General features: G+C 73.1%; 15 protein-coding genes. 11 read left to right on the top strand and 4 right to left on the bottom strand.

Annotated elements, in window-relative coordinates; all coding sequences use genetic code 11:
* Window positions 1-41 precede the first annotated feature (41 nt).
* Window positions 42-632 carry an isochorismatase family protein gene (locus ACIQVZ_RS31155; protein ID WP_402454505.1) on the bottom strand — a complete coding sequence of 197 codons (591 nt, stop codon included), beginning with the start codon at window positions 630-632 and terminating at the stop codon, window positions 42-44.
* Between the two features lie 165 nt (window positions 633-797).
* Here ACIQVZ_RS31155 and ACIQVZ_RS31150 point away from each other — a divergent pair, with 165 nt between their 5' ends.
* The 10 genes from ACIQVZ_RS31150 to ACIQVZ_RS31105 all read left to right on the top strand — a co-directional run bounded on the left by ACIQVZ_RS31150 (window position 798) and on the right by ACIQVZ_RS31105 (window position 12,556).
* A complete protein-coding gene (locus tag ACIQVZ_RS31150) occupies window positions 798-1,820 on the top strand; it encodes a DJ-1/PfpI family protein (protein WP_350883844.1) in 1,023 nt (340 codons plus the stop codon).
* Window positions 1,817-2,089: a hypothetical protein gene (locus ACIQVZ_RS31145; protein WP_402454502.1), complete on the top strand. Its 273-nt coding sequence runs from the start codon at window positions 1,817-1,819 to the stop codon at window positions 2,087-2,089. Before ACIQVZ_RS31150 ends, ACIQVZ_RS31145 begins: the two co-directional genes overlap by 4 nt.
* A 156-nt stretch (window positions 2,090-2,245) precedes the next feature.
* On the top strand, window positions 2,246-2,779 hold the full coding sequence (locus tag ACIQVZ_RS31140; RefSeq protein WP_402454501.1) for an EF-hand domain-containing protein: 534 nt from the start codon (window positions 2,246-2,248) through the stop codon (window positions 2,777-2,779).
* Window positions 2,780-2,988: 209 nt separating this feature from the next.
* Complete coding sequence (locus tag ACIQVZ_RS31135; protein WP_402454499.1) at window positions 2,989-3,876, top strand: SAM-dependent methyltransferase; 888 nt, start codon at window positions 2,989-2,991, stop codon at window positions 3,874-3,876.
* Window positions 3,877-3,992: 116 nt separating this feature from the next.
* A complete protein-coding gene (locus tag ACIQVZ_RS31130) occupies window positions 3,993-4,751 on the top strand; it encodes a DeoR/GlpR family DNA-binding transcription regulator (protein ID WP_350883852.1) in 759 nt (252 codons plus the stop codon).
* 217 nt (window positions 4,752-4,968) lie between these two features.
* Window positions 4,969-6,240 carry an extracellular solute-binding protein gene (locus ACIQVZ_RS31125; protein WP_402454498.1) on the top strand — a complete coding sequence of 424 codons (1,272 nt, stop codon included), beginning with the start codon at window positions 4,969-4,971 and terminating at the stop codon, window positions 6,238-6,240.
* Window positions 6,241-6,283: 43 nt separating this feature from the next.
* Window positions 6,284-7,213, top strand: coding sequence for a sugar ABC transporter permease (locus ACIQVZ_RS31120; protein WP_350883856.1), 930 nt, complete (start codon window positions 6,284-6,286; stop codon window positions 7,211-7,213).
* Window positions 7,214-7,257: 44 nt separating this feature from the next.
* Window positions 7,258-8,049, top strand: coding sequence for a carbohydrate ABC transporter permease (locus ACIQVZ_RS31115; RefSeq protein WP_063351631.1), 792 nt, complete (start codon window positions 7,258-7,260; stop codon window positions 8,047-8,049).
* Window positions 8,050-8,201: 152 nt separating this feature from the next.
* On the top strand, window positions 8,202-10,856 hold the full coding sequence (locus tag ACIQVZ_RS31110; protein ID WP_402454496.1) for a TIM-barrel domain-containing protein: 2,655 nt from the start codon (window positions 8,202-8,204) through the stop codon (window positions 10,854-10,856).
* Window positions 10,857-10,972: 116 nt separating this feature from the next.
* Window positions 10,973-12,556 carry a phytoene desaturase family protein gene (locus ACIQVZ_RS31105; RefSeq protein ID WP_402454494.1) on the top strand — a complete coding sequence of 528 codons (1,584 nt, stop codon included), beginning with the start codon at window positions 10,973-10,975 and terminating at the stop codon, window positions 12,554-12,556.
* Window positions 12,557-12,562: 6 nt separating this feature from the next.
* Here ACIQVZ_RS31105 and ACIQVZ_RS31100 read toward each other — a convergent pair whose 3' ends face one another.
* Entirely contained in the window at window positions 12,563-13,192 is a 630-nt protein-coding gene (locus ACIQVZ_RS31100) for an SRPBCC family protein (RefSeq protein ID WP_402454491.1), read from the bottom strand.
* Between the two features lie 359 nt (window positions 13,193-13,551).
* On the opposite strand from ACIQVZ_RS31100, the gene ACIQVZ_RS31095 reads away from it, so the two are divergent.
* Window positions 13,552-15,030 (top strand): FAD/NAD(P)-binding protein, encoded by a 1,479-nt coding sequence (locus tag ACIQVZ_RS31095; protein WP_402454490.1) that lies wholly within the window; start codon window positions 13,552-13,554, stop codon window positions 15,028-15,030.
* 74 nt (window positions 15,031-15,104) lie between these two features.
* Here ACIQVZ_RS31095 and ACIQVZ_RS31090 read toward each other — a convergent pair whose 3' ends face one another.
* Together ACIQVZ_RS31090 and ACIQVZ_RS31085 are read right to left on the bottom strand one after the other, a co-directional pair.
* A complete protein-coding gene (locus tag ACIQVZ_RS31090) occupies window positions 15,105-15,617 on the bottom strand; it encodes a GNAT family N-acetyltransferase (RefSeq protein WP_350883866.1) in 513 nt (170 codons plus the stop codon).
* Window positions 15,618-15,662: 45 nt separating this feature from the next.
* Window positions 15,663-15,866, bottom strand: a complete 204-nt coding sequence (locus ACIQVZ_RS31085; RefSeq protein WP_063350451.1) for an MbtH family NRPS accessory protein — start codon at window positions 15,864-15,866, stop codon at window positions 15,663-15,665.
* Window positions 15,867-15,945: the final 79 nt, after the last annotated feature.

Below are 15,945 nucleotides of genomic sequence, written 5' to 3'. Positions count from 1 at the left end.
GTCGGGGCCCGGCCGGCGGGCCGGGCCCCGGCGGGAACGGTTCAGCTCAGCGCGGCCTGGGACTCCACGACCACGCCGTACAGGTCGCCGATGGTCGCCAGGGCGCTGCGGTGCAGCTGGGCGGCGGTCACCCGGGTACCCGCCGAGGCGAGCGGGCGGGTCGCGCAGGCGTCGGCGACGACGGTCGGCCGGTTGCCGCGCAGGAAGGCACCCGCGGCGGTGAAGGCCACACACATGTGGGTCATGAAGCCCGCGACCACCACGTCCTGGTGGCCGGCCTCGTCGAGCAGGGCGCCCAGGCCGGTGCCGACGAAGGCGTCCGGGGCCTGCTTGACGACCACGGCCTCGCCCTCGACCGGCGCCACGGCGGGGTGGATCCGCCCGATCTCGGCACGGACGTCGTACGGGGTGCCCGCGCCACCGTCGTTGATCACGTGGATGACCGTGGCACCCGCCGCACGCGCCCGGGCGAGCAGGGCCGCGGCCGCGTCCAGCGCCTCCCGCCAGCCCTCCAGCTCCATCACGCCGCGCACGTAGGTGTTCTGGTAGTCGATCAGGATCAGCGCGGACGCGGCGAGCGTGGCGGGCGTCTCGTCGAGGTCGTTCAGGGCGCGCAGGGTCGTCGTGGGCATGGGGGGACCACCTTCGGTTCGGTACACGGGTAAGGGCGGGCGGCGACTGCGACGGCCGCGGCGGCCCACCCCCGGAACGCTACGATCGGCCACCGGATGTCGGCAATGCCATCTAACCTGCAGATTCCGACATCGAGAGAGCACGAAGAGAGCGCAGGTGGGGCCGTGGGCGCCGAACAACGACTGATCGTCATCGTCCTGTTCGAGGGCGTCGACCTGCTCGACGTCACCGGACCGCCCGAGGTGTTCTCCCTCGTCCGGCGGGAGACCGGCGACGCGACCGGCTACCGCGTCGTCCTCGCCGCCGCGACCACGGACCCGGTCACCACCGCCGCCGGCGTGCGGATCCTGCCCGACCTCACCTTCGACGAGGCCGCCGCGAGCGCCATCGACACCCTGCTGGTGCCCGGCGCCGTCGAGGTGGACGGCCCGCACCGGGTCCACCCGCGCACCGACCCGGCCGTGGTCGACCGGGTGCGCACCCTCGCCGGGCGCTCACGCCGCATCGCCTCGGTCTGCGTCGGCGCGCACCTGCTCGCCGCCGCCGGGCTCCTCGACGGCAAGCGCGCCACCACCCACTGGTCGACCGCCGCGCAACTGGCCGCCGAGTACCCGGAGATCGAGGTGGACGCCGACCCGATCTTCATCCGCGAGGGCGACGTCTGGACCGGCGCGGGCATCAGCGCCTGCCTCGACCTCTCCCTCGCCCTGGTCGCCGAGGACTTCGGCGAGGAGCTCGCGCTGAGGGTCGCCCGCCAGCTCGTGATGTACCTCAAACGCCCCAGCGGCCAGAGCCAGTTCAGTGTCCCGCTGGAACCCGTCTCCACCACCCGGCGGGTCGAGGAGCTGCGCCACCACGTCCTGCGCAACCTCACCGGCCGGCTCACCGTCCCCGATCTCGCCGCCCACGCCCACGTCAGCGAACGGCAGTTGACCCGGATCTTCAAGGCCGAACTGGGCACCACGCCCAGCGCCTACATCGAGTCGGCCCGGGTCGAGCTCGCCCGCCACCAGCTCGAATCCACCGACGCCACGCTCGAACGCGTCGCCACCGACTGCGGGTTCGGCACCACCGACACCCTGGTCCGGGCCTTCCGCCGCCGACTCGACACCACCCCGACCGAGTACCGCGACCGCTTCCGCACCACCACACCCACGCTCCAGGCCAGAGCGGCAGCCGGACCGTGAACACGGTGCGCCCCGGCCGGCTCGCCGCGTCCACCGTGCCGCCGTGCGCCCGGCCCACCGCCGCCTTCGCGATGGGCCCCGACCGCGCGCTCGCCCGGGCCGCCCGGCGGCCCGGCGTCGAGGCCCTCGCCGTCCTGCCCGACGGGACCAGGCGCTGGACGCCCGGCCTGCCCCGGCACCTCCCGCCCACCGGCCCCGCCGACTGGCGGCCGGCCGCCCCGGCGGCCCGAGCGGGTCCGTTTGTGCGCCAACTGGCTTTCGAACGATGATAGTTCACTCCATCAGGTGAAGAACTCGATCATGACTCATCCGCCCCGACCCGGGTGGCCGATAGTGGGGAGACCGATCGGACGCACACCATCCGGTCCCACCGGAACGCGTGGACCCGCGGACACGCGTGAACCCACGGAAAGAGGTAGCGACACATGCCCACCGAGGCCACCCGGCGGATCGACCTCGTCTTCTCCCTGTTCGACGCCAACCGCAACGGCATCGTCGAGGTCGACGACTTCAACCTGATGACGGCCCGCGTGGTCGCGGCCGCCGCCGATTCGGACGACGCCGCGAAGGCCGCGATCCGCGCCGCCTTCCGGCGCTACTGGACCACCCTGGTCAGCGAGTTGGACACCAACGGCGACGGCGTGATCAGCCGCGAGGAGTTCGGCGGCTTCGTCCTCTCTCCCGAGCGCTTCGGCCCCACCGCCGGCGAGTTCGCCGACGCCCTGGCCGCGCTCGGCGACCCGGACGGCGACGGCCTGATCGAGCGCCCGCTGTTCGTGGCGCTGATGACCGCGATCGGCTTCGAGCACGCCAACATCCACGCCCTCTTCGACGCCTTCGGCCCCACCCCCGAGGACCGCATCACGGTGGCCGTCTGGGCCGCCGGGATCCGCGACTACTACGCCCCGGACAAGGCCGGCATCCCCGGCGACCTGCTGGTGGGCCGACCGGCCGCCTGATCTCCCCCGGGGCGCACCTGCCCGGATCGGCTGAGCGACGGCGTCGCCGCCCCGCACCCGCCCGGCGACGCCGTCCCGCGCTTCACGCACCGGGCCCACGGCGCCCGCGCCACCACCCACGACCGGTCCGCCGGCCAGGTCCTGTCCGGCCGATCGCGCCGGACAGGACCTGGCCGCGGCTTCCCGAAGTCCGAACACCAGGAGGGACCATGGCCACCGCCGCCCGCCCCCGTGCCGGCGTCGACGAGGGCGTCGGACCGACCGCCCTGATGGTCGCCGCCGCCCGCGCGATCGAGACCCACCGCCCCGACGCCCTCGCCCGGGACGCCCACGCCGAGCACTTCGTGCGCGCCGCCCGGGCCTCCGCACACTGGCCGGTCCACCCCCGGGACGTCCCGGGCGGCGAGGCCGATCCGCTCTGGGGGCGGCTCGGCCGCTACTTCGCCCTGCGGACCAGGGCGCTGGACGACCAGTTGCTGTGGTCCGCCCACCTGGGCGTCCGCCAGGTGGTCCTGCTCGGCGCCGGCCTGGACACCCGGGCCTTCCGGCTCGACTGGCCCGCCGACCTCGCCGTCTTCGAGGTCGACCGGCCCGAGGTCCTCGCGTTCAAGCAGCGCGTCCTCGACCGGGCCGGCGCCCGGTCGGCGGCGCGCCGCGTACCGGTGGCCGCCGACCTGCGCGGCGACTGGGCCGACGCCCTCACCGCGGCCGGCTTCCAGTCCGCCGAGCCGACCGCCTGGCTCGCCGAGGGCCTGCTGCCCTACCTGCCCGCCGCCGCCGAACAGCGGCTCGCGGCCGCCGTCGACCGACTCGGCGCCGCCGGAAGCACCTTGGCGTACGAGGCCAGGCTCGGACCGGTGTCCGCGGCGGTCCGCGACAACCCCGTCTACACGGCCGCCCGCGAGCGGCTCGGCGTCGACCTGCCCGCCCTGTTCGACGCCGGGCCCCGCCCCGACACCACCGCCGATCTCACCGCGCGCGGCTGGTCCACCACCGTCCACACCCCGTTCGACTTCACCCGCCACTACGGCCGCGGCCCCCGGCCCGAACCCCACGACGCCTTCGCCGCCGACCGCTGGGTCTTCGCCACCCGGTGACGCCCCCGCTCCGGGCTGCCCCGGCCGGCTCCGGCCCTCCCGGTGTTCGGTTCTGCGCACAGGCCGCCGCCACACGGGCCCGGTGTGATCCAACGGACACGCCCTAGACTGCGGCCATGCTCAAAGCCGACCGTACCGCCCGGATCCTCGCCCACATCACCGAGGCGGGCAGCGCCGATGTGCACGAGCTGGCCGGTCTCCTCCAGGTGTCACCGGCCACCGTCCGCCGGGACCTCCAGGAACTGCACGACCAGGGCCTGCTGCACCGCACCCGTGGCGGGGCGGTCACCGGTGCCGTCAACCTCGAACTGCCGCTGCGCCACAAGCACGGGACGCGGCAGGCGGAGAAGCGGCGGATCGCGCTGGCGGCCGACCGGCTGGTGCCGGACGGCGCCGTGGTGGGCCTGACCGGCGGCACGACGACGAGCGAGCTGGCCCGGGTGCTGGCCGAGCGCGGCGGGATCACCATCGTGACCAACGCGGTCAACATCGCGGCGGACCTCATCGTCCGGCCGGAGGTCCGCCTGGTGGTGGTCGGCGGCCTGGCCCGGACCACGAGTTACGAGCTGGTGGGGCCGGCCGCCGACCGGATGCTCGCCCAGTACCACCTGGACCTCGCGTTCATCGGGGTGGACGGCCTGACCGCGCAGGACGGCTGCACGACGCACGACGAGATGGAGGCCCAGACCGACCGCGCGTTCCTGCACGCCAGCGCGCGGTCGGTGGTCCTGGCGGACAGCACCAAGATCGGCCGGGTGACCTTCGCCAAGATCTGCCCGCTCGCCGAGGTGCACGACCTCGTCACCGACGACGAGGCCACCCCGGCCCAGGAGAAGGCGATCGCCGCCTGCGGGGTCCGGGTCGCGCGCGTCTGACCTGTTCACGCGGGGTGCCCGGCCGGGGAGGACCGGCCGGGCTCGCTGTCGCCCCGCCAGTTGTCATGCAACGGTCCGATAACGACATCCGGGCGACACCTCGACCCCGCCGGTCCGCCTCGTGAATACTGCCCGACGCCACGCTCTTTCGAATCTGCTCAGAACCAGCGCTCTTCAAGCAACTAGGATCAAGCGGCGTACGAAGGCGGTAACTGCGGTGAACACACGTGTACGGACCCTCTGGGCGGCCTGTGCCGTCGGCGCGCTCGCCCTCACGGCGTGCGGCGGCAGCAGTGGCGGCGGGTCCTCCCCGAACGGCGCCGTGACACTCAAACTCGTCGCCGCCGACTACGGCGAGAAGGAGTCCAACAGCTCCAAGGCCTACTGGAACGGCGTCGCCACCGCGTTCACCGCGGCCAACCCCGGCATCAAGGTCGACGTCCAGGTGATGAACTGGAACGACATCGACAAGCAGGTCAAGACGATGATCCAGAGCGGCAACGTCCCCGACGTCCTGCAGACCGGGGGCTACGCCGACAAGGTCGCCGACGACCTCCTCTACAAGGCCGAGGACGTCCTGTCCGCCGGCACCCGGGCCGACCTGATCCCGAGCTTCGCCCAGGCCGGCCGGGTCGACGGTGTGCAGTACGGCATCCCGTTCGTCTCCTCCGCCCGCGCCCTCTTCTACAACAAGGCCGTCTTCCAGCAGGCCGGCATCACCCAGCCGCCCGCCACCTGGGACGAGGTGCGCAAGGACGCCGAACTGATCAAGGCCAAGGCGTCCGGGGTCACCCCGTACGCGCTGCCGCTCGGCCCGGAGGAGGCCCAGGGCGAGAGCATGATCTGGGAGCTCGGCAACGGCGGCGGCCCCACCGCCGAGGACGGCACGTACGCCATCGACAGCCAGGCCGACGTCGACACCTTCCGCTGGCTCAAGACCAACCTCGTCGACCCCGGCCTGACCTACGCCAACCCGGCCACCACCGACCGCAAGACCGCCTTCGCCGACTTCGCCGCGGGCAAGGCCGCCATGGCCGACGGCCACCCCTCGCTGATCCAGATGGCCAAGGACGGCAAGGTCGACTACGGCGTCGCGCCCATCCCCGGCAGGACCGGCCCGCTCGCCTCCACCCTCGGCGTCGCGGACTGGACGATGGCCTTCAAGAAGAACGGCCACCGCGACCAGATCAGGAAGTTCCTCGACTTCGCGTACTCCAAGGACAACACGCTCGCCTTCGACGAGACCTACAACCTGATGCCGGTCACCCAGAGCACCCTGCGCGAGATGACCGCCAGCGGCAAGCACAAGGACCTCGAACCGTTCTTCGCCCTCCTGCCGAACGCCGTCTTCTACCCGCTCGGCAACACCACCTGGGACGCGGTCTCGGCCGAGCTCAAGAAGAGCATCGGCACCGCCGTCACCGGGGACCCGGCCAAGGTGCTCGGCGACCTGCAGAAGAAGGCCCGGGACGCCGTCGCGAACAAGTAGGGCACGCCCGCCCCGGCCCGCGCCCCGTCCGAAAGGCACCGCCGTGTCCCTCGACTCCCCCACCCCCCGAGCCCCCGGGCCCGGCCGGCCCGCCCGGACGGGCTCCGGCCCCGGCCGGCTCGGACCGCTGCCGTGGATCGCCCCGGCCGTCCTGCTGATCCTGGCCGTCGTCCTGTGGCCCGTCTACGAGATGGTCCGCACCTCGTTCCTGCGCATCAGCACCAGCGGGTTCGTCCGCGGCTCCGCCGGGCTGGACAAGTACCGCAAGCTCTTCGGCGAGGCCGACCTCGGCCGGGTGCTGCTCTCGACGGTGGTCTGGACGGTGGCCGTCGTCGGCCTGACGATGGCGCTCTCGCTCGGCCTGGCCCAGCTGTTCAACCAGCGGTTCCCCGGGCGCAGGTTCGCCCGCTGGGCCCTGATCGCCCCCTGGGCGGCGTCCGTCCTGATGACCGCCATCGGCTTCCGGTGGATGCTCGACCGGACGGCCGGCGTGCTCAACACCGCGCTGACCGACCTCGGCCTGGTCGACGGCCCCCGGGACTGGCTCGGCGACCCTTCGACCGCCTGGCCCTGGATGGTCCTCGTCGCCGTCTTCGTCTCGCTGCCGTTCACCACCTACACCCTGCTCGCCGGCCTGCAGACCGTCCCCGGCGAGCTGTACGAGGCGGCCCGGGTGGACGGCGCCTCCCCGTGGCAGGCCTACCGGAGGATCACCCTGCCGCTGCTGCGCCCGGCCTTCCTGGTCGGCCTCGTGATCAACCTGATCAACGTCTTCAACTCCTTCCCCGTCATCTGGGGCATGACCCAGGGCGGCCCCGGCAGCGCCACGGCCACCAGCACGGTGTTCATGTACCAGCTGAAGAACACCGACATCGGCGAGTCCGCCGCCATGTCGGTGGTCAACTTCGCCCTGGTGGTGCTCATGGTGCTCGTCTTCCTCAAGGTCGGCCGCTGGAACGGGGAGGAGCGTTGACGGCCCGCCCGCCCACGCGCCGGATCCGGCCGCGCACCCTGGTCATGGCGGCGGCCGCCTGGCTGCTGGCGGCGGTCTTCCTGCTCCCGTACCTGGAGATGGCCGTCACGGCGCTGCGCCCCGCCGACGAGCTGCGCGACGCGGGCTACCTGCCGCACCACCCCGCCTGGTCCAACTTCGTCGACGTCTGGCGCGAGTCGACGCTCGGCGCCAACCTCAAGGTCACCCTGCTGGTCGCCGGCGGCTCCACCGTGCTGGCGCTGCTGGTCGCGCTGCCCGCCGCCTACTGCACCGCGCGGTTCAGGTACCGGGGCCGCAAGCTCTTCCTGCTGCTCGTCCTGGTCACCCAGATGTTCCAGCCGACCTCGCTGCTGGTGGGCCTCTACCGCGAGTTCTACCAGCTGGACATGCTCAACTCGGTCTGGACGCTGATCCTCTGCAACGCCGCCTTCAACCTGGCCTTCGCCGTCTGGATCCTCACCGCCTACATCGGCTCGATCCCGGTCGAGTTGGAGGAGGCCGCGCTGCTCGACGGCCTCGGCCGGCTCGGGGCGCTGCGCCGGGTGGTGCTGCCGCTGGCCATGCCGGGCGTGGTCACCGCGGTGATCTTCACCTTCATCTCGGCCTGGAACGAGTTCGTGATGGGCCTGACCCTGTCGACGGCCCCGGAGAGCCAGCCGCTGACCGTCGGCATCAACGGCTTCATCGGCAACTACACCGTGGAGTGGAACTACCTGTTCGCCGGATCGGTCGTCGCGATCGTGCCGGTCGTGGTGCTGTTCGCCGTCATCGAGCGCCACGTGGTCTCCGGGCTGACCGCCGGATCGGTCAAGTAGCCCCGGCCGTCCGGGGCGTCGGGAACGGCGACCCTGCCATTGACATGGACCGGCCACAACTGTGAATGTTGCTTGTATTCCCCCATGTTCAAGCAGCTTCGCGCAGTAAGTGAACATCTCTTGCTCATCCGACGGGAGAACACACCGTGCGCTTGGTACGACCTCGCCTCCGCCGGGCCGCCCTCACCGTGGCCCTCACCAGCATCGCCGCCGTGGCCGGGCCCACCCTGCCGGCCCGCGCCGCCACCCCCGGCTCCGCCGTCCTCGACGGCAGCCACCAGAGCACCACCTGGCAGAGCCCCACGTACGCCAAGGGCACCCTCGGCGGCGCCTCCTCCTGCCCGTCCGCCGCCCAGGACCCGGACGGCACGGTCTGCGGCCGCTTCGACCTGACCGTCGACGCGCCCGCCGGCTACTGGGACGACAACCCCGAGGGCGGCGTCCCGCTCTCGATCCAGTGGCAGAACCCCACCGACGACTTCGACCTCTACATCTACGACGCCAACGGCAAGGAGGTCGCCGAGAGCGCGGGCACCGCCAACCCCGAGGCGACCGTCATCCCGAAGGCCTCGGGCACCTACCACGTCCTGGTCGTCCCCTACGACGTGCACGGCGGCTCCTTCACCGGCCGCGCCTACCTGCCGCAGACCGCCGACGCGGGAAACCTCACCTCCTTCTCCGGCGGCCAGGGCAGCTACGACATCGCCGCCGGCACCCTCAAGGCCAAGGTCGACTTCCTCGCCGACGACCAGCTGCGGCTGCGCGCCGCCCCGGACGGCGTGCTCACCGACCCGGCCGGCAGCACGATCATCCGCAAGCAGCCCGAACTCCAGCGCAACACCTCGTCGTTCGACGCCGGCGACTACTACGGCATCCGCTCCAAGGACCAGGTGCTGCGGGTCTACAAGCACCCCCTGAGGTTCGGCCTGTACAAGGCCGACAACCGCACCGCCGTCTGGCAGGAGGACGCCCCGCTGCGCTGGTCCACCAGCGGGCTGCGGCAGAGCCTGGTCCGCGGCGCCGACGAGCAGTTCTTCGGCGGCGGCGAGCAGAACGGCTCCTTCTCCCACCGGGACAAGACCGTCCACGTCGCCAACAGCACCAACTGGAACGAGGGCGGCTACAACAACTCGCAGCCGTTCTACATCTCCACCGCCGGCTACGGCGTCTTCCGCAACACCTTCGCGCCGGGCACCTACGACTTCGGCTCGCCCGTGCGCACCGGACAGCAGGAACGGCGCCTGGACGCCTACTACTTCACCGGTGACGTCAAGTCGGTGATCGGCAAGTACACCACCCTGGTCGGCAAGCCCTTCATGCCGCCCGTCTACGGTCTGGAGCCCGGCGACTCCGACTGCTACCTGCACAACGCCAACCGCGGCGAACGCCACACCACCGACGCGCTCAAGGTCGCCGACGGCTACGTGCAGAACCAGATGCCGCTCGGCTGGATGCTCGTCAACGACGGCTACGGCTGCGGCTACGAGAACCTCGCCCAGACCGGCGAGGGCCTGCGCAAGGACCACGCCCAGCTCGGGCTCTGGACCCAGAACGGCCTGCCCGACCAGGCCGCCGAGGTCAAGGCCGGCGCGCTGGTGCGCAAGCTCGACGTCGCCTGGGTCGGCAACGGCTACGACTTCGCGCTGAACGCCTGCGACCAGGCCAAGGCCGGCATCGAGGACGGCAGCAACGCCCGCGGCTTCGTCTGGCTGCCCGTCTCCTGGGCCGGCGCCCAGCGCTGCGGCGTCCTGTGGAGCGGCGACCAGAGCCTGTCCTGGGACTACATCCGCTGGCAGATCCCCACCTACGCCGGCGCCACCATGTCCGGCATCGCCTACAACACCGGCGACGTCGGCTCCATCTACCGCCGCGACCCGAAGATGTACACCCGCGACCTCCAGTGGAAGTCCTTCCTCCCGGCCATCATGACCATGGACGGCTGGGCCAGGGACATGGCCGGCAAGGAGCAGCGCGACCAGCAGCCCTGGCTGGACGGCGAGCCCTACACCTCGATCAACCGCAAGTACCTCCAGCTGAAGGAGCGGCTGCTGCCGTACATGTACACGCTGTCGGCGGAGGCCACCAGGACGGGCGTCGGCGCGGTGCGTCCGCTCGCCCTGGAGTACCCGGACGACCCGGCGGCCCTCGGCCCGAACGCCGAGTACGAGTTCCTGGCCGGGCCGGACTTCCTCGTCGCGCCGGTCTACTCGGACACCTCGGTGCGCGACGGCATCTACCTGCCCAAGGGCACCTGGACCGACTACTGGACCGGGCGCACCTACCAGGGCCCCACCACGATCAACGGCTACTCCGCGCCGCTGGACACCCTGCCGCTGTTCGTCAAGGGCGGCTCGATCGTGCCGATGTGGCCCGAGGGCACGCTGTCCTGGGAGAACCGGGACCGCACCCGGCTCGACTACGACCTCTACCCGCAGGGCGACTCCTCCTACACCCTGTACGAGGACGACGGCGTCACCCGCGGCTTCGCCGCCGGCGCCTCGGCCACCCAGCGGGTGGACGTCCGCGCCCACGGGCCGGTCACCGTCGTCAAGGTCGGTGCCAGCGTGGGGAGTTACACCGGAAAGCCGGCCGAGCGGGGGTACCGCTTCACCGTGCACGGCAAGCCCGCCCCGCGTCTGGTCGTCACGCAGGGCGGACCGCTGCCCCGGCTGGACTCCGCGGCGGCGCTCGACTCGGCCGCCTCGGGCTGGTACTACGACGCCGCGACCGGGGTCACTCAGGTCAAAACGCCCACCGTCGCCACCGACCACGGCTTCTCCGTCGAACTGATCCACGGCGGCCGCTGACCGGCCGGACACCGCAGGGCCCCCTCGCGAACCGCTGCGAGGGGGCCCTGCGGCGTTCCGGGGCCGTCGTGTCCGGGGCATTTCCCGGCCCGGCTCCGTCCCGTAGCGTGGCGAGGGTGAACGCGAACCCGTCCACCCCCGCCCGGTACGACGCCGTGATCGTCGGCGGCGGCCACAACGGGCTGGTGGCCGCCGCCTACCTCGCCCGGGCCGGACGCCGGGTCCTGCTGCTGGAACGGCTGCCCAGGGTCGGCGGGGCCGCCGTCTCCGCCCGGGCGTTCCCGGGCGTGGACGCCCGGCTGTCGCGCTACTCCTACCTGGTCAGCCTGCTGCCGCGGAAGATCGTCCAGGAACTGGGCCTGCGGCTCGACCTGCGGCGCCGCCGGATCGCCTCGTACACGCCGACCGTCCGGGACGGGAAGCCCACCGGCCTGCTGGTGGACGCCGCCGACCCCGGCCGGACCGCGGAGGCGTTCCGGGCGCTCACCGGAACCGACCGGGAGTGGGAGGCCTGGCAGCGCTTCTACGGCATGACCGGGCAGGTCGCCCGACGGGTCTTCCCGACCCTCACCGAGCCGCTGCCCGAACGTGCCGAACTGCGCCGGCGGATCGCCGACGACGACGCCTGGACCACCCTGTTCGAACGGCCGCTCGGCGAGACGATCGAACGGACCTTCAGCGACGACCTGGTTCGCGGGATCGCCCTGACGGACGCGCTGATCGGCACCTTCACCCACGCCCACGACCCCTCGCTCCGGCAGAACCGCTGCTTCCTCTACCACGTGATCGGCAACGGGACGGGCGACTGGGACGTCCCGGTCGGCGGCATGGGCGCGGTGACGGACGCGCTGGCCGGGGCGGCCCTGGCCGCCGGCGCCGAGATCCGCACCGGGTGCGAGGTCACCGCCATCGCCACCGACGGCCACGGCGACGCCGAGGTGACGTACCGCCACCAAGGCGGCGAGGCCACCGCGGCGGGCCGCCGGGTGCTGGTCAACGCCGCCCCGGCCACCCTGGCCCGCCTCCTCGGCGAGGAGCCCGGGCCCGCGCCCGAGGGCGCCCAGCTGAAGGTCAACCTGGTGCTGCGCCGGCTGCCGCGGCTCCGGGACACCGGCGCGGACCCCCGGGAGGCCTTCGCGGGCACCTTCCACATCGCCGAGGGCTACCGGCAGTTGGAGACCGCCTACGCCGAGGCGGCGGCCGGCGAGATGCCCTCCGCGCCCCCGTCGGAGATCTACTGCCACACCCTCACCGACCCCACCATCCTGGGCCCCGAAGCCGTCCGCCAGGGCCTCCAGACGCTGACCCTGTTCGGCCTGCACATGCCCGCCCGGCTGTTCACCGACCCGGCCGCCAAGGAGCGCGCCCTGGCGGCCAGTCTGGCCCAACTGGACGAGGTGCTGGCCGAACCGATCGCCGACTGCCTCGCGCCGGACGCCACCGGCCGGCCCTGCGTGGAGGCCAAAACCCCGCTCGATCTGGAACGGGAGATCGGCCTGCCCGGCGGCCACATCTTCCACCGGGACCTCTCCTTCCCGTTCACGACCGGGCCGGTGGACGGCCCCGCCGCCCGCTGGGGCGTGGCGACGGCCCGCCCGAACGTCCTGCTGTGCGGCGCGGGCGCCGTCCGCGGCGGCGGAGTCAGCGGCATCCCCGGCCACAACGCCGCCCGGGCCGCCCTCGAAGCCCTGTCCGACTAGGCCCTGTCAGCCCTGTTCGGCGTCGGCCTCGGCGGTGGTCTTCAGGTCGTGCAGCCACCCGTCGAGGCCCTGGCGCAGGATCGCGGTGGCGGCGGGGACGTCCGCGTCGACCTGGGGGCCGGTGTGGGTCTCCTCGGTGCTCACCCGGACGCCGCCCCTGACCCGGGTGAAGTTCCACACGTGGACGCCGTCGATGTGCAGCCCCTCGGCGACGGCGGGGCCGGTCCAGCGGAGGCAGGACTCCCGCTTGAGCTGCTGGACGGTCGAGACGATCTCCAGGCTGGTGGCGGTGGTCGCGGGGTTGGGCGGGAGCGGGGTCGTCCACCGGAACGCCGAGCCCGGGCGCAGGCGGCCGTCGTCGAGGCGCTCCGCGCTCGCGACGGGGCCCTGCCAGGACGGCCAGCGCTCCACGTCGGTCTGCAGCTTCCAGATGGTGTGCAGCGGCGCGTGGATCACCGTCTCGGCCCGGTAGCGGACCTGGGCCCGGGGGTCGACGCCCTGGCCGTGGCAGGTCAGGGAGGTGGCGGGGTGCGAGGTGGCGGCCCCGGCGGGCGCCGCCGCGGCGCCGAGGAGGCTGACGACGAGCGGGACGGCGAACAGGGCGGCGCGGACGCCGGTGCTGCGGGTGCCGGACATGGGTTCCCCTTGGTCGGGTGTCAGTTGGTGGGCGGGCGTTGCCCGTCGAGCTGCGAACGCGGCTGTCATGACCCCGCGCTCGATAGAGGCTTGCGCGTTCGTTAGAAGTTATAACGCAGACTCGCGCGAGAGGTCAACAGCTTTCGTGACACCCTCTAACCAGAGGCCCGGACGGCGAGCGGCGGAGCGCCCCCAAACTCTCCTTATGGGACGGAACGTGTCGAACTCCGGACCCTACGTGACCATCACCCCCGCCCCGGACGGCGCGACACCGAGCCACCGGGCCATAAGTCCTGCTTGGCGAGGGGCCTATGAACCGTCGTTGGACGCGGCGGCGCGATCGGCTCGATGTTGGCCGCATGACGTCTCCCGCCGCGTCCGACGCGGCCGCCGTGAACCAGAGCAGCACCCCGCACGAGATCGCCGTGGTGGGCGCAGGCGCCGCCGGCACCCTCACGGCGCTGCGCCTGCTCCACCACGCGGCCGCCGGGAGACCCGCACCGGCCCGGATCCGGCTCATCGACCCCGGGCCCGCGGGCCCGGGGCTGGCGTTCGGCACCGACGCGCCGCACCACCTGCTGAACGTCCGGGCCGGCCAGATGAGCGCCCACCGGGACGACCCCGGCCACTTCGTGCGCTGGCTCGGCGACCGCGGCGGCGAGCACGACTTCGTCCCCCGGCGCCTCTTCGGCCGCTACCTCGCCGAGAGCCTGGCGGCGGCGGCCGACCGCCCCGGCACCCCCGACCTGGTCCGGGTGCCCGACCGCGTCGTCGGGCTCACCCACCGACCGTCGGCGACCACCCCGCCGCTGCGCCTGTGGCTGCGCGACGGGCCGCCGCTCGACGTCGACGCGGCGGTGCTGGCCCTGGGCAACTTCGCACCCGGCCACACCTGGGCACCGCCGGGGCTGCGCGACTCCGGGCGGTTCCTGGCCGACCCCTGGGCACCCGGCGCCCTGGCGGCCGTCCCCGAGGACCGCGACGTCCTGCTCGTCGGCACCGGCCTGACCATGGTCGACATGGCGCTCAGCCTGCAACGCCCCGGACGCGTCGTCCACGCCCTGTCCCGGAACGGCCTGGTCCCCCGACCGCACGCCGCCACCCCGCTCACCACCCCGGACGCACCGGCCGTCCCGCGGCTCGACGCCCGTGCGGGGCTGCCCGCGCTGCGCCGGGCGGTGCTGTGCCAGATCGCCCGCTGCCGCCGCGTCCACGGCGACTGGCGGGCCGGGGTCGACAGCCTCCGCCCCCTCACCAGCGCCCTGTGGCAGCAGCTCCCGCCCGCCGACCAGGCCCGGCTGCTGGCCCGGGACCTCCGGCTCTGGGAGGCCCACCGCCACCGGATCCCGCCGGTCAGCGCGAGGGCCCTGCGCGCCGCCGTCGACGCGGGTCTGGTCAGCATCGGCCGGGGCACCGTGTCCGACGCCAAGACCACCGCGGACGGCCCCGGCGAGGTGGCCGAGGTCATCGACGTGTGGCTGGACGACGGCCGCGCGCTGCGGGTGGGGGCGGTGCTGAACTGCACCGGCTCCGAAGCCGAACTCACCCGGGTCGACGACCCGCTGATCACCGACCTGCTCACCACCGGCCTCGGCTCCCCCGCCCCCGTCGGCGGCGGCTTCGACACCGCCGCCGACGGCCGCCTCCTCCCCACCGGCGGCCGGGCGCCGGCGCCGCTGTGGACGCTGGGGTCGCTGCGGCGCGGCAACCTGCTGGAGACCACCGCCATCCCGGAGATCCGCTGCCAGGCCGACGACCTCGCCCTGCTGCTGGGCCGCGGCGCGGCGGGAACACCGAGCGGGCCGGGAGCGCCGAGCGGAGCGGTACCGGCCCGCTGAGCGGGCACGCACGTCAGCGGCCCGCGGCGCGACCGGACGCGCCGCGGGCCGCGGTCGTACCCGGCCGGGCCCGGTCAGGCCTGGCCGGTCGTCGAGAGCACCACCACCTTCGTCACCGAGCCGTCGTCCCCGACGACGTCGCGCAGGTGCCGGAAGCCCAGCCGCCGGGACATCGCCAGGCTCGGGGCGTTCTCCGCACCCACCATGCCGTAGACCTCCTTGAGCCCCAACTCATCGGCGGCGTAACGGACCAGACCGCGGACCACCTCGGTGCCCAGGCCCCGGCCCCAGAACTCCGGGGCGAGGGCGGTGACCAGCTCGTGGCCGTCGACGTTCCCGGTCTTCTTCACCTCGGCGTGGCCCGCGTACCTCCCGTCCAGCCACAGGCCCCACACGTCGAAGAGCTGCTGCGGGTACACGTCGGTCAGGATCGCGCGGAACAGCGCGCGGATCTGCGGCTCGGGCACCAGGTCCTGGCCCATCCAGCTGCACACGTCAGCGTCGCGGAGGAGGGAGACGAAGGCGTCCTCGTCCTCGGCCCGGTAGGGGATGAACTCCAGGTGTTCGGTGCGCAGCGAAGGGGTCACGGTCAGCTCCTCGGGGTTGTCGTGGGACGGGCGTGCTGCGGCCGGTCAGGATCCGGCGTTCTCCATGCGCTCGCGCAGGCTCCGCGGCCGCATGTCGGTCCACACCTCGTCGACGTAGGCGGTGCACTCCGCCTCGGTGCCCTCCTGGCCGACGGGCTGCCAGCCGGCGGGCACGTCGAGGTCGACCGGCCAGAGGGAGTACTGCTCCTCGTCGTTGCGCAGCACCTGGTAGCGGGTGTTCTCGTCCATGTCGTACTCCTTCGTCGTTGCCGGGTTTCCAGCGGTGGTCTGACAGCGGTGGTCTGACAGCAGGGGGTTCAGCGGCGGG

It is taken from the genome of Kitasatospora sp. NPDC098663 (assembly GCF_044760075.1).
In the GTDB taxonomy this organism is placed as follows: Bacteria; Actinomycetota; Actinomycetes; order Streptomycetales; family Streptomycetaceae; genus Kitasatospora.
Note: the sequence above shows the minus strand (reverse complement) of the source record. Positions and strands in the feature narration are given on the sequence as shown.

Bases quoted from the DNA above. Each gene is read 5' to 3' on its own strand.
- ACIQVZ_RS31155 (WP_402454505.1), bottom strand. From the start codon at position 632: ATGCCCACGACGACCCTGCGCGCCCTGAACGACCTCGACGAGACGCCC.
- ACIQVZ_RS31140 (WP_402454501.1), top strand. From the start codon at position 2,246: ATGCCCACCGAGGCCACCCGGCGGATCGACCTCGTCTTCTCCCTGTTC.
- ACIQVZ_RS31100 (WP_402454491.1), bottom strand. From the start codon at position 13,192: ATGTCCGGCACCCGCAGCACCGGCGTCCGCGCCGCCCTGTTCGCCGTC.
- ACIQVZ_RS31085 (WP_063350451.1), bottom strand. From the start codon at position 15,866: ATGGACGAGAACACCCGCTACCAGGTGCTGCGCAACGACGAGGAGCAG.
- ACIQVZ_RS31115 (WP_063351631.1), top strand. From the start codon at position 7,258: ATGGCGGCGGCCGCCTGGCTGCTGGCGGCGGTCTTCCTGCTCCCGTAC.
- ACIQVZ_RS31135 (WP_402454499.1), top strand. From the start codon at position 2,989: ATGGCCACCGCCGCCCGCCCCCGTGCCGGCGTCGACGAGGGCGTCGGA.
- ACIQVZ_RS31130 (WP_350883852.1), top strand. From the start codon at position 3,993: ATGCTCAAAGCCGACCGTACCGCCCGGATCCTCGCCCACATCACCGAG.
- ACIQVZ_RS31095 (WP_402454490.1), top strand. From the start codon at position 13,552: ATGACGTCTCCCGCCGCGTCCGACGCGGCCGCCGTGAACCAGAGCAGC.